The 13121-nt window shown below is 70.4% G+C and carries 11 protein-coding genes; 7 read left to right on the top strand and 4 right to left on the bottom strand.

Annotated elements, in window-relative coordinates; all coding sequences use genetic code 11:
* The first annotated feature begins 21 nt into the window (after positions 1-21).
* The 6 genes from AB0N81_RS19385 (at position 22) to AB0N81_RS19410 (ending at position 7941) form a co-directional block, all read left to right on the top strand.
* A complete protein-coding gene (locus AB0N81_RS19385) occupies positions 22-2385 on the top strand; it encodes a SulP family inorganic anion transporter (RefSeq protein ID WP_365359782.1) in 2364 nt (787 codons plus the stop codon).
* Between the two features lie 117 nt (positions 2386-2502).
* Entirely contained in the window at positions 2503-4461 is a 1959-nt protein-coding gene (gene acs, locus AB0N81_RS19390) for an acetate--CoA ligase (RefSeq protein WP_365359784.1), read from the top strand.
* 240 nt (positions 4462-4701) lie between these two features.
* A complete protein-coding gene (gene nhaA / locus AB0N81_RS19395) occupies positions 4702-6105 on the top strand; it encodes a Na+/H+ antiporter NhaA (RefSeq protein WP_365359786.1) in 1404 nt (467 codons plus the stop codon).
* Positions 6106-6157: 52 nt separating this feature from the next.
* Positions 6158-6655: a phage holin family protein gene (locus AB0N81_RS19400; protein WP_365359788.1), complete on the top strand. Its 498-nt coding sequence runs from the start codon at positions 6158-6160 to the stop codon at positions 6653-6655.
* Entirely contained in the window at positions 6652-7623 is a 972-nt protein-coding gene (locus tag AB0N81_RS19405; protein WP_365359790.1) for an alpha/beta hydrolase, read from the top strand. The genes AB0N81_RS19400 and AB0N81_RS19405 overlap by 4 nt, the downstream gene beginning before the upstream one ends.
* A 129-nt stretch (positions 7624-7752) precedes the next feature.
* On the top strand, positions 7753-7941 hold the full coding sequence (locus tag AB0N81_RS19410; RefSeq protein ID WP_365359792.1) for a hypothetical protein: 189 nt from the start codon (positions 7753-7755) through the stop codon (positions 7939-7941).
* Positions 7942-7980: 39 nt separating this feature from the next.
* Here AB0N81_RS19410 and AB0N81_RS19415 read toward each other — a convergent pair whose 3' ends face one another.
* The 3 genes from AB0N81_RS19415 to nth form a co-directional block, all read right to left on the bottom strand.
* Positions 7981-9186, bottom strand: a complete 1206-nt coding sequence (locus AB0N81_RS19415) for a MarP family serine protease (RefSeq protein ID WP_365359794.1) — start codon at positions 9184-9186, stop codon at positions 7981-7983.
* A 49-nt stretch (positions 9187-9235) separates the two neighbouring features.
* Positions 9236-10042, bottom strand: coding sequence for a CoA pyrophosphatase (locus AB0N81_RS19420; RefSeq protein ID WP_365359796.1), 807 nt, complete (start codon positions 10040-10042; stop codon positions 9236-9238).
* Between the two features lie 73 nt (positions 10043-10115).
* On the bottom strand, positions 10116-11024 hold the full coding sequence (nth, locus tag AB0N81_RS19425; RefSeq protein WP_365359798.1) for an endonuclease III: 909 nt from the start codon (positions 11022-11024) through the stop codon (positions 10116-10118).
* 359 nt (positions 11025-11383) lie between these two features.
* Here nth and AB0N81_RS19430 point away from each other — a divergent pair, with 359 nt between their 5' ends.
* On the top strand, positions 11384-12058 hold the full coding sequence (locus AB0N81_RS19430; protein ID WP_016642758.1) for a Crp/Fnr family transcriptional regulator: 675 nt from the start codon (positions 11384-11386) through the stop codon (positions 12056-12058).
* A 187-nt stretch (positions 12059-12245) separates the two neighbouring features.
* Here the strand turns inward: AB0N81_RS19430 and AB0N81_RS19435 are convergent, their stop codons facing one another.
* The gene (locus AB0N81_RS19435) at positions 12246-13076 is read right to left on the bottom strand and encodes an MBL fold metallo-hydrolase (RefSeq protein WP_365359800.1); all 831 of its coding nucleotides are present in this window, start codon (positions 13074-13076) and stop codon (positions 12246-12248) included.
* Positions 13077-13121: the final 45 nt, after the last annotated feature.

Consider the following 13121-nt stretch of genomic DNA (forward strand, 5'->3'; position numbering starts at 1 on the left):
GCCCCGGAGGAGACGGGAAACATGTCTGCCTGCGTCCCCACTCGCACCACCGACTCGGCTCACACGCCACCTGCCCACAAGCCCCACGCCCCGCCGCCCGGCAAGAGATTCCGCATCGCGGGCGCCGACCTCTCCGCGTCGGTCGCCGTCTTCCTGATCGCCCTGCCGCTGTCCCTCGGCATCGCCCTCGCCACCGGCGCACCGCTCCAGGCGGGCCTCGTCGCCGCTGCCGTCGGCGGCATCCTCGTCGGAGCGCTCGGCGGATCACCGCTCCAGGTCAGCGGCCCCGCCGCCGGTCTCACCGTGGTCACCGCCGACCTCATCCACCAGTACGGCTGGCGGACCACCTGCGCCATCACGGTCCTCGCCGGCCTTGCCCAACTCGGACTCGGCTGCCTGCGCGTGGCCCGCACGGCCCTCGCCGTCAGCCCCGCCGTCGTCCACGGCATGCTGGCCGGCATCGGCGTCACCATCGCCATCGCCCAGCTGCACATCGTGCTCGGCGGCACCCCGCAGAGCGTCGTGCTCGACAACCTCCGGGCGCTCCCCGCCCAGCTGGCCGACCTGCATCCGGCCGCCCTGACGATCAGCGTGCTGACGCTGGCGATCCTGCTGCTCTGGCCCCGGATTCCCGGGCGGGCGGGCCGCATCGCCCGTGTCATGCCCGCGGCCCTGGTCGCCGTCGCCGCCGCGACGGCCGTCGCCTCGGCTGCCCGGCTGCACGTCGACAGGGTCGACCTGCCGTCCTGGCGCAGCCACGCGCTGGCCGGACTGCCCGAAGGGCCCGCACTGGGCCTCGTCGCGGCCGTGCTCACCATCACGCTGGTGTGCAGCGTGCAGTCGCTGCTCGGCGCCGTCGCCGTCGACAAGGTCGTCAGCGGTCAGCCCGAGCTGCACGCGGGCGTGCGCCGCTCCGACCTCGACCGCGAGCTGCTCGGCCAGGGCTCGGCGAACATCGTGTCCGGAGCGCTCGGCGGGCTTCCCGTCGCCGGAGTCGCGGTGCGCAGCATGGCCAATGTGCGCGCGGGCGCCGTCAGCAGGAACTCCACGATGCTGCACGGCGTTTGGGTGGTAGTGGCCGCGCTGCTCCTGGTCCCCGTCCTGGAGCTGATCCCGCTCGCCGCCCTCGCCGCCCTCGTCATGGCCGTCGGCATCCAGATGGTCAGCCTGAACCACATCCGTACGATCACCCGCCACCGCGAGATCGTCGTCTACGCCGTCACCACCCTCGGCGTGGTCTTCCTCGGTGTCCTGGAAGGCGTGGCGCTCGGCGTCGCCGTCGCCGTGGCCGTCTCGCTGCACCGGCTCGCCCGTACCCGGATCACCCACTGCGAGGACGACGCCGGCGTCCACCGCCTGCGGGTGCGCGGGCAGTTGACGTTCCTCGCGGTGCCGCGGCTCAGCAAGGCGCTGCACCTCGTCCCGCAAGGGTCGGACGTCATCGTGGAGCTGGACGGCTCCTTCATGGACCACGCCGCGTACGAATCGCTGCAGTGCTGGCAGGACTCGCACACCGCACACGGCGGCAGCGTCGAGATCACGGGCCGCTCCGGGGCCCGTATCGCCGAGCCCGCCAGCTCCTCCCACTCCTGTTGCAGGCCCTGGGCTCCGTGGCGCAACCACCACTGCGACCGGCCGCAGGAGGAACAGCAGCGGGAAGGACAGGTGCGGCGGCGGCCCAGCGGGCATCAACTGGCCAGCGGGATCAGCGCGTTCCAGCGGAACACGGCTCCCCATGTGCGCGGCGAGCTCGCGAGGCTCGCGCGTGAAGGCCAGCAGCCCGCACAGCTCTTCCTGACCTGCGCGGACTCCCGAGTGGTCACATCGATGATCACGTCGAGCGGTCCCGGTGACCTGTTCGTCGTCCGCAATGTGGGCAACCTGGTGCCGTTGCCGGGCGCCGAGAGCGGGGACGATTCGGTGGGCGCCGCCATCGAGTACGCGGTCGATGTGCTCAAGGTGCGGTCCATCACCGTGTGCGGGCACTCCGGGTGCGGCGCCATGCAGGCGCTGCTCAGCGCCCCGCCCGGCGGCGCCCAGACGCCGTTGAAGCGGTGGCTGCGGCACGGCCTGCCGAGCGTCGAGCGCATGGGAGCGCAGGACAGGGCGTGGGCGCGGCTGGCCGGAAGGGCGCCCGCCGACGCGGTGGAGCAGCTCTGCCTCACCAACGTCGTGCAGCAATTGGAGCACTTGAAGGCGCACGACGCGGTGGCGCGCCGACTTGCCGAAGGTGATCTTGAGCTGCACGGTATGTACTTCCACGTCGGAGAGGCGCAGGCCTATCTGCTGACGGAGGGCACCGGCCTCGAGCCGCTGCCCGACGAGGTCTTCGATCAGGTGTCCGCCACGGCACAGGACGAGGCCGAGCGGACGCCTTCCGGGTAAACCGGGTAAAGGTCTAAACCAATTTTCGGCAGACCCTTGTCACCACGGGTTGTGTCTGATGAGCTGTGGCTTCGGACACAACGGTCGCCTCCGGCAAAGCAGTGCAAGGGAGATGTCGTGAGCAACGAAAGCCTGGCCAACCTTCTTAAGGAGGAGCGTCGCTTCGCGCCGCCGGCGGAGCTGGCCGCCGCGGCCAACGTCACGGCGGAGGCGTACGAACAGGCCAAGGCTGACCGGCTCGGCTTCTGGGCAGAGCAGGCACGTCGGCTGACCTGGGCCACGGAGCCGACCGAGACGCTCGACTGGTCGAACCCCCCGTTCGCCAAGTGGTTCGCCGACGGGAAGCTCAACGTCGCGTACAACTGCGTCGACCGCCACGTCGAGGCGGGCAACGGCGACCGTGTCGCGATCCACTTCGAGGGTGAGCCCGGCGACAGCCGGGCCATCACCTACGCCGAGCTGAAGGACGAGGTCAGCCGCGCCGCGGGCGCCCTGACCGAGCTGGGTGTCCAAAAGGGCGACCGCGTCGCCGTCTATCTGCCGATGATCCCCGAGGCGGTCGTCGCGATGCTGGCCTGCGCCCGCATCGGCGCCGCCCACTCGGTGGTCTTCGGCGGCTTCTCCGCGGACGCAATCGCCAAGCGCATCGAGGACGCCGACGCCAAGGTCGTCATCACCTCCGACGGCGGCTACCGGCGGGGCAAGCCCTCCGCGCTCAAGCCCGCCGTCGACGAGGCCGTCAGCCGCGTCGAGGGGGTCCGGCACGTCCTGGTCGTCCAGCGCACCAAGCAGGACGTGGCGTGGACCGAGGGCCGCGACGTGTGGTGGCACGAGATCACGCAGAAGCAGTCCGCCGACCACACCCCCGAGGCGTTCGACGCGGAGCACCCGCTCTTCGTCCTCTACACCTCGGGCACCACGGGTAAGCCGAAGGGCATCCTGCACACCTCCGGCGGCTACCTCACGCAGGCGGCCTACACCCACCACGCCGTCTTCGACCTCAAGCCCGAGACCGACGTCTACTGGTGCACGGCCGACATCGGCTGGGTCACCGGCCACTCGTACATCACGTACGGCCCGCTGGCGAACGGCGCGACGCAGGTGATGTACGAGGGCACCCCGGACACCCCGCACCAGGGCCGCTTCTGGGAGATCGTCCAGAAGTACAAGGTCAGCATCCTGTACACCGCGCCCACGGCGATCCGGACGTTCATGAAGTGGGGCGACGACATCCCCGCGAAGTTCGACCTGAGCAGCCTGCGCGTCCTCGGATCGGTCGGCGAGCCGATCAACCCCGAGGCGTGGATGTGGTACCGGAAGAACATCGGCGGCGACCGCTGCCCGATCGTGGACACCTGGTGGCAGACCGAGACCGGCGCGATGATGATCTCGCCGCTGCCGGGCGTTACCGAGACCAAGCCGGGCAGCGCCCAGCGCGCCCTGCCGGGCATCGCCGCCACCGTCGTCGACGACGAGGCGAACGAGGTGCCGGACGGCGGCGGTGGCTACCTGGTCCTGACCGAGCCGTGGCCCTCCATGCTGCGCACCATCTGGGGCGACGACCAGCGGTTCATCGACACGTACTGGTCGCGTTTCGAGGGCCGGTACTTCGCCGGTGACGGCGCCAAGAAGGACGACGACGGCGACATCTGGCTGCTCGGCCGCGTGGACGACGTGATGCTCGTCTCCGGACACAACATCTCCACCACCGAGGTCGAGTCCGCGCTCGTCTCGCACCCGGCGGTCGCCGAGGCGGCGGTCGTGGGCGCGGCGGACGAGACGACCGGCCAGGCCATCGTGGCGTTCGTGATCCTGCGCGGCACCGCGAACGCCGAGGACGAGGGGCTCGTGGCGGACCTGCGCAACCACGTCGGCGCCACGCTCGGCCCGATCGCCAAGCCGAAGCGGGTCCTTCCGGTGGCCGAGCTGCCGAAGACCCGGTCCGGCAAGATCATGCGCCGGCTGCTGCGGGACGTCGCGGAGAACCGTGAGCTCGGTGACGTCACCACGCTCACCGACTCCTCGGTGATGGACCTGATCCAGACGCGGCTCCCGGCCGCTCCCAGCGAGGACTGAGTGCCGGGAGGCGACTGATTCTCGTACGACCGAAGGGGCCGTCCGGCAGCGTGCCGGGCGGCTCCTTTGTGCTTAAGGTGAAGATCACCGGATACGTCCGGGCGTACGTTAGGTAAGCTAAGGATCGCGTCAACATCACGTCAACGCGTGACGAGCTGACGCGACGAGAAGGATCTAGGTGCGCCGGGAAGTCTGGTCGGCATGTGCTCCGCCCTGCCCACCGACCGGAGGTCGACTCTCGTGACCGCGCCCGTGCCCAGCAACAACAACCGCAAGGTCCTCGGACGCCTCTCGCTCCCCGAGCGGAACTTCGTGGCGGACGCGCTGCGCGCCGAGACCGTCGGCGGTGTGCTGCTGCTGGTCGCGGCCGTCGCCGCACTGATCTGGGCCAACACGGCCGGCGGCTCCTACGACTCGGTGCGCGGCTTCCACCTGGGCCCCGCCTCGCTCGGGCTCGACCTCTCCATCCAGCACTGGGCGGCCGACGGGCTGCTCGCCGTCTTCTTCTTCGTCGCCGGCATCGAACTCAAGCGCGAGCTGGTCGCGGGCGACCTGCGCGACCCCAGAGCGGCGGCGCTGCCCGTCGTGGCGGCCCTCTGCGGCATGGCCGCGCCCGCGCTGGTGTACGTCCTCACCAACACCGTCGGCGGCGGCTCCCTCGACGGCTGGGCCGTCCCGACCGCCACCGACATCGCCTTCGCCCTCGCGGTCCTCGCGGTCATCGGCACCTCGCTGCCGTCCGCCCTGCGCGCCTTCCTGCTCACCCTCGCCGTCGTCGACGACCTCTTCGCGATCCTGATCATCGCGGTCTTCTTCACCAGCGACCTCAACTTCGCCGCGCTCGGCGGCGCCATCCTCGGCCTCGCCGTCTTCTGGCTGCTGCTCAGGAAGCGGGTGCGCGGCTGGTACATCTACGTTCCGCTGGCGCTCGCCATCTGGGGCCTGATGTACAACAGCGGCATCCACGCCACCATCGCGGGCGTCGCCATGGGCCTGATGCTGCGCTGCCACAAGGAGGACGAGAGCGAGGAGCACTCCCCCGGCGAACACATCGAACATCTCGTACGCCCCCTCTCCGCCGGCCTGGCCGTGCCGCTGTTCGCCCTGTTCAGCGCCGGGGTGGTCGTCTCGGGCGGCGCGCTCGGCGATGTGTTCACCAAACCGGAGACGCTCGGTGTGGTCCTCGGCCTGGTCATCGGCAAGGCGGTCGGCATCTTCGGCGGCACATGGCTCGCGGCGCGCTTCACCAAGGCCGAGCTGAACGACGACCTGGCCTGGCCCGACGTCTTCGCGGTCGCCTCACTGGCCGGCATCGGTTTCACCGTCTCGCTGCTGATCGGCGAACTCGCCTTCACCGAGAACCCGCTGCTCACCGACGAGATCAAGGCGGCCGTCCTGTCGGGCTCCCTCATCGCGGCCGTACTCGCCGGAGTCCTCCTGAAGATGCGTAACGCCAAGTACCGCAAGCTGTGGGAGGACGAGGAGCGCGACGAGGACCTCAGCGGCATACCCGACATCTACGAGAAGGACGATCCGGAGTACCACCGCCGCATGGCCGCCATCTACGAGAAGAAGGCGGCGGAGCACCGAAGGCTTGCCGAAGTCTCGGGTGGGGAACGCGAGGATGGCAACGGTCCGGCATGATCTGAGCAGACATATCTCAGAAGAGATCAGAAGAGAAAAAGGGGAGAACGCGATGAGCTCACCCGACGGTCCTGTCGGCGCCGAGCGCAGCCTCGGCCAGCTGGTCGCCACGGCGACCGGCGAGATGTCCGCGCTGGTGCACGACGAGATCGCACTGGCCAAGGCCCAGCTGCGCCAGGACGTCAAGCGCGGCGCGATCGGCGGTGGTGCCTTCGCCGCGGCCGGAGCGGTCCTCATCTTCTCGCTGCCCATGCTGAGCTTCGCGCTCGCGTACGGCATCCGTACCTGGAGCGGCTGGAACCTCGCCGTCTGCTTCCTGCTGTCCTTCGCCGCCAACGTGCTGGTGGCCGGGCTGCTCGCGCTGATCGGCGTCGTCTTCGCGAAGAAGGCGAAGAAGGGCAAGGGCCCGCAGAAGGTCGCCGCCTCGGCCAAGGAGACGGCTGCCGTACTGGGGAACGTCAAGCCGCATCCTCGCGCGGTGAGCCCTGCGGGTGCTGTCGACGTCCGAGTCGGTGAGACGGGGGCCACTGTGGCACGCTCGTCCTCATGACGGACCCCGCCCATCAGACCCAGGCCCCCACGCAGGTTCCCGCCGCCCGTTCGGCGCAGCCCGCCTCGGCCGTACGCATCGAGGGACCCTGGACCCACCGGGACGTGGCCGCCAACGGCGCGCGCTTCCACATCGCCGAGATGGGCGACGGGCCGCTGGTCCTTCTCCTGCACGGCTTCCCGCAGTTCTGGTGGACGTGGCGGCACCAGATGGTGGCGCTCGCCGACGCGGGCTTCCGGGCCGTCGCGATGGACCTGCGGGGCGTGGGCGGCAGCGACCGCACGCCCCGCGGCTACGACCCGGCGAACCTCGCGCTCGACATCACCGGAGTCGTACGTTCCCTCGGCGAGCCGGACGCCGCGCTCGTCGGGCACGACCTGGGCGGGTACCTGGCGTGGACGGCCGCCGTGATGCGGCCCAAGCTGGTGCGCCGCCTCGCCGTCTCCTCCATGCCGCATCCTCGGCGCTGGCGCTCGGCGATGCTGTCGGACCGGAAGCAGACCGCGGCCGCCTCCTACGTGTGGGGCTTCCAGCGGCCGTGGGTGCCGGAACGCCAACTGGTCGCCGACGACGGGGCCCTGGTGGGCCGTCTGGTGCGGGACTGGTCGGGGCCACGCCTGCCGGACGACGAGGCGGTCGAGACGTACCGGCGGGCCATCTGCATCCCCTCGACGGCGCACTGCTCGATCGAGCCGTACCGCTGGATGGTGCGGTCGATGGCGCGGCCCGACGGGCTCCAGTTCAACCGGCGCATGAAGCGCCCGGTGCGGGTGCCGACGCTCCATCTGCACGGTTCGCTGGACCCCGTGATGCGGACGAGGAGCGCCGCGGGCTCCGGCGAGTACGTCGAAGCCCCGTACCGCTGGCGCCTGTTCGACGGCCTCGGACACTTCCCGCACGAGGAGGACCCGGTGGCGTTCTCCACGGAGTTGGTGAACTGGCTGAAGGACCCGGAACCGGATCGGTGAGTCCGCGCGGGCCGGGGCCCGCGAGGTGTTGCGAACACCAGTCCTACGAACGCCAATTGCCTCGCGCATAGGCCAATTGGGGCCCCTGCGCGCGGTTACCGACCATGGGGCGCGGGCACACGTCGGGGTATGGGCTGGACGCACGACTACAGTGACGTAGCACGCAATCGCCGCTCGGCCACAGCGCTGAACAGCCACGAGAGGGGCGGGCCGCAGGACCCGGGCCACCACGGCCCCCCTCAGGCGATGGGCATTCCCCGCATCCTCCGCCGGAGGGCCCGCTGGGTCTCCGCGCGGCTCCGGCACACGCGCGACTGACCCCGCTCTCCGGGCTCTCCGGGCTCTCCCACCACCGCTCTAGAGCGCGCAGCCCTGGCTGTCGACCTCTTGGTTGGCGGTGCGGCCCCGCTCGATGTCCTCGCGGACCTCGTCCGTCGTCAGTGCGTACCCGGTGTCCGGGTCGTCGAGGGACTTCGCGAAGACCACGCCGTAGACCTTGCCGTCGGGCGTGAGGAGCGGGCCGCCGGAGTTGCCCTGGCGGACCGTCGCGTAGAGCGAGTACACATCACGGCGCACGGTGTCGCGGTGGTAGATGTCCGGGCCCTTGGCCTGGATGCGGCCGCGCACCCGCGCGGGACGGACGTCGTACGGCCCGTCCTCGGGGAAGCCCGCCACGATGGCGCCGGCACCACTGGGCGCGTCCTTCGACGTGAACTTCAGGGCGGGCGCCTTCAGCGTGGGCACGTCCAATACGGCGATGTCCCTCTCCCAGTCGTAGAGGACGACCTTCGCGTCGTACACCTGGTTCTGATCGCCTATCTGGACCGTCGGTTCGTCCACACCGCCGACCACGTGCGCGTTCGTCATCACGCGGCGCTCGGCGAAGACGAAGCCGGTGCCTTCGAGGACCTTGCCGCAGCTGCGTGCCTCACCGCGGACCTTCACGATGGAGCGCTTGGCCACCGTGGCGACCTGGCTCTTGGCGAGCTTGGGGTCCGGGGGCCGGACGTCCTTGATGGGTTCGTTCGAGAACGGGCTGAAGACCTGCGGGAAGCCGTTCTGCGCGAGAACCGACGAGAAGTCGTTGAACCACGTGTCGGCCTGGCCCGGCAGCGCGCGGGAAACCCCGAGGAGCACCTTGGAGCTGCGCACTTCCTTGCCGAGCGTCGGCAGCGTCGTACCCGCAAGGGCGGAGCCGATCAGCCAGGCGACGAGGAGCATCGCCACGACGTTCACCAGGGCGCCGCCCGTCGCGTCCAGGGCGCGCGCGGGCTGCCAAGTGATGTATCTGCGCAGCTTGTTGCCGAGGTGGGTGGTGAACGCCTGGCCGATCGAGGCACAGACGATCACGATGACGACGGCCACCACCGCCGCGGTCGTACTCACCGTGGCCGCTTCGTCGTCCTTGAGGGCGTCCCAGATGACCGGCAGCAGATAGACGGCGACGAGGCCGCCGCCCAGGAATCCGATCACCGAGAGGATGCCGACCACGAAGCCCTGGCGGTACCCCACGACCGCGAACCACACGGCGGCGAGCAGCAACAGGACGTCCAGCACGTTCACCGATTCAATCCTCGCCTCGCATCGCGGTCGCCCATTCCACGCAACCTTGTCATGCGTGCCAATCGAGCGGGACCCGCCTGCTGCGGTCCCAGGGCCGCTCCCAGCCCGCGAAGTGGAGGATTCTATCGATCACCCCTGCGGTGAAACCCCAGACCAGAGCGGACTCGACGAGGAACGCGGGGCCGTGGTGACCGCGCGGATGGACAGCCGTCGCCCTGTTCGCCGGGTCCGTGAGATCGGACACGGGGACCGTGAAGACCCGGGCGGTCTCGTTCGGATCGACGACGCCCACCGGGGTCGGAGTGCGCCACCAGCCCAGCACGGGCGTCACGACGAAGTCGCTCACGGGGATGAACAGGCGGGGCAGCTCGGCGAAGAGCTGGACGCCCCGGGGGTCGAGTCCCGTCTCCTCCTCGGCCTCGCGCAGGGCCGCGCGCAGCGGTCCCTCGCCCTGGGGGTCGCCGTCCTCGGGGTCGAGGGCGCCGCCCGGGAAGGAGGGCTGGCCCGCGTGCGAGCGGAGGGAGCCGGCGCGCTCCATCAGGAGCAGCTCGGGGCCTTTCTCGCCCTCTCCGAAGAGGACCAGCACGGCGGACTGGCGTCCGGCGCCGCTCTCCGGGGGCAGGAAACGGCTCAGTTGCAGCGGCTCGACGGTCTCCGCCGCGTGGACGACCGGGTCGAGCCATGAGGGCAGGCCAGCGGTGCTGAGCAGGGGGCTGCCGTTGCTGTTGCTACCGCTGGCGCTGCTGCCGTTGGCGCTGCTGCTGCCGTTGCTCGGGTGGGTCTTGCTCGGGTGGGTCGTATCGCTGGTCGTGCTGGTCGTGCTGTCCGTCGTGTCGCTCGCGTGCGTCATCGGCACCCCCGTCCGTCTCTGGACAACGCTCTTTGCCCTGCTGTTCGTTCCGCCCCGCGCCGGTGTCGTCCGCCGCGCCTCATTCCGCGGCGAGCGGCGGCGCCGGCTTGCCCGGGTAGTCCGGCGGCGGCTTGAGGCGCTGGCCCGGGAATCCGCCCATCTCGTACTTCAACAGCTTCTTCGCCTTCTCCGGGTCCGTCTCACCCTCCCCGTACGACGGACAGAGCGGGGCGATCGGGCAGGCGCCGCAGGCGGGCTTGCGGGAGTGGCAGATGCGGCGGCCGTGGAAGATCACCCGGTGCGAGAGCATCGTCCACTCGCTCTTCGGGAAGAGCGCGGCGACGGCCGTCTCGACCTTCTCCGGGTCGGTCTCCTCGGTCCACTTCCAGCGACGGACCAGACGGCCGAAGTGGGTGTCCACGGTGATGCCGGGGACTCCGAAGGCGTTGCCCAAAACGACGAAGGCGGTCTTGCGGCCCACTCCGGGGAGCTTGACGAGATCGTCTATGCGGCCCGGCACCTCACCGCCGAAGTCGTCCCGCAGGGCCTTCGCCAGGCCCATGATCGACTTGGTCTTGGCCCGGAAGAAGCCGGTGGGCCTGATCAGCTCCTCGACCTCCTCGGGGACCGCCGCGGCCAGGTCCTCCGGAGTGGGGTACTTGGCGAAGAGGCGCGGGGTCGTCTGGTTCACCCGGAGGTCGGTGGTCTGGGCGGAGAGGACCGTGGCGACCAGGAGCTCGAAGGGGTTCTCGAAGTCCAGCTCCGGATGGGCGTACGAATACACCTCGGCGAGCTCGCGGTTGATCCGCCGGGCGCGGCGGACGAGGGCGGGGGAGGGCTTCTCCGCGGGTGCCTTCTTGGCGGGGGCCTTCTTGGCCGGTGCCTTCTTGGCCGGTGCCTTCTTGGCCGGTGGTGTCTCGGCGGGTGGTGTCTTGGCCGTTGCCTTTTTGGCCGGCGCCTTCGCTGGAGTCGTCTTTTTCGCGTTCACAGGGCCGACCTCTTCGCCGGGGACATCAGGAAAGCTGTCCGTTTTGTCGCTTTACGGTGAGGAGTGGACGTGTGTTCGCCCACAGCGGAATCACGGAGGGCGGCCACCGGCCCAGCCCCCTCGGCCTGTGCTCTCACCGGCTTTTTGGACACCCGGCCAGCCTAGAGCCCGGCACTGACATCCGTCCCTGACCCCATGGAACGGCCCCCAATTGGCCCCCTCCCGCACAGCTTGCGACGCCGGTGCGGCAGACTTGTGACTGATCACACTGTTTGGACCGTCCGGCAAAATGGGGAACACGGTCCCCTGATATGCGGGGGAATCAAGATCCCCTGAGCAGGTCGACAAGGAGAGAACTCGTGGACGACGTTCTGCGGCGCGCCCCGCTCTTCGCGGCGCTCGATGACGAGCAGGCCGCGGAGCTCCGCGCCTCCATGAGTGAGGTGACGCTCGCGCGCGGGGATGCTCTTTTCCATGAGGGCGACCCCGGAGACCGCCTGTACGTGGTCACCGAGGGCAAGGTGAAGCTCCACCGCACCTCGCCCGACGGCCGCGAGAACATGCTCGCGGTGCTCGGTCCCGGCGAGCTGATCGGTGAGCTGTCGCTCTTCGACCCGGGCCCGCGGACCGCCACGGCGTCCGCCCTCACCGAGGTCAAGCTGCTCGGCCTCGGCCACGGCGACCTCCAGCCGTGGCTGAACGCCCGGCCCGAGGTGGCCGCCGCGCTGCTGCGCGCCGTCGCCCGGCGCCTGCGCAAGACCAACGACCAGATGTCCGACCTCGTCTTCTCCGACGTGCCGGGGCGGGTGGCCCGCGCGCTGCTCGACCTGTCGCGCCGCTTCGGCGTGCAGTCCGAGGAAGGCATCCACGTCGTGCACGACCTCACGCAGGAAGAGCTGGCCCAGCTGGTCGGCGCCTCCCGCGAGACGGTCAACAAGGCGCTCGCGGACTTCGCCGGGCGTGGGTGGCTGCGGCTCGAGGCCCGTGCGGTGATCCTGTTGGATGTGGAGCGGCTGGCGAAGCGGTCGCGCTGACGCTGGTTCTGAGCGGTCGCGCTGGCGCTGGTTCTGAGCGATCGCGCTGACGCTGGGTTTGAGCAGTCGCGCTGCGCTGGGTCTGAGCGGTCGCGCTGGCGCTGGTTCCGGATGTTTTTCTGTGCGTGGATGGGCCCCGCCTCTTTTGGAGGCGGGGCCCATTCGCGCTTTCCCGGGTGGGTCGGCGTCAGATCAGCCCGTGTTCCCGCAAGTAGTCCAGCTGCGCCCTGACCGAGAGTTCCGCGGCCGGCCACAGGGAGCGGTCCACGTCGGCGTACACGTGCGCCACGACGTCCGCGGCCTCCGTGTGGCCGTTCTCCACGGCCGTCTCCACCTGCGCCAAACGGTTCGCCCTGTGCGCGAGATAGAACTCGACGGCCCCCTGGGCGTCCTCCAGGACCGGACCGTGCCCCGGCAGGACCATGTGGACGCCGTCGTCGACCGTCAGGGAGCGCAGCCTGCGCAGGGAGTCCAGGTAGTCGCCCAGACGGCCGTCAGGGTGCGCCACGACCGTTGTGCCGCGGCCGAGGATCGTGTCGCCCGTCAGGACCGCGCGGTCGGCGGGGAGGTGGAAGCAGAGCGAGTCCGCCGTGTGGCCGGGGGTCGCCACGACGCGCATCTCCAGGCCGCCCGTGGTGATGACGTCGCCGGGCGCCAGGCCCTCGTCGCCGAGGCGCAGGGCGGGGTCCAGGGCGCGTACGTGGGTGCGGGTCAGCTCCGCGAAGCGGGAGGCGCCCTCCGCGTGGTCCGGGTGGCCGTGCGTGAGCAGCGTCAGCGCTACCCGCTTGCCCATCTTTTCGGCCGTCTCTATGACGCGGCTCAGGTGCGTGTCGTCGAGGGGGCCCGGGTCGATGACCACCGCCAGAGGGGAGTCCGGTTCGGAGACGATCCAGGTGTTCGTGCCGTCCAGGGTCATCGCGGAGGGGTTGGGGGCGAGGACGTTGGCTGCGCGGGGGGTGGCCGGGCCGGTGAGGACTCTGCCGCGGGGCTGGCCGGGGAGGGCGGCGGCGTCGGTCATGCGGGGGTGGCTCCTGTCTGGGTTTGGGTCGGGGCCGTCTTCGGG

This window comes from Streptomyces sp. NPDC093510, assembly GCF_040683555.1.
GTDB lineage: Bacteria > Actinomycetota > Actinomycetes > Streptomycetales > Streptomycetaceae > Streptomyces.

Coding starts and splice junctions, on each gene's coding strand:
- AB0N81_RS19385 (WP_365359782.1), top strand. CDS start 22: ATGTCTGCCTGCGTCCCCACTCGCACCACCGACTCGGCTCACACGCCA.
- AB0N81_RS19400 (WP_365359788.1), top strand. CDS start 6,158: ATGAGCTCACCCGACGGTCCTGTCGGCGCCGAGCGCAGCCTCGGCCAG.
- AB0N81_RS19405 (WP_365359790.1), top strand. CDS start 6,652: ATGACGGACCCCGCCCATCAGACCCAGGCCCCCACGCAGGTTCCCGCC.
- AB0N81_RS19410 (WP_365359792.1), top strand. CDS start 7,753: ATGGGCTGGACGCACGACTACAGTGACGTAGCACGCAATCGCCGCTCG.
- AB0N81_RS19435 (WP_365359800.1), bottom strand. CDS start 13,076: ATGACCGACGCCGCCGCCCTCCCCGGCCAGCCCCGCGGCAGAGTCCTC.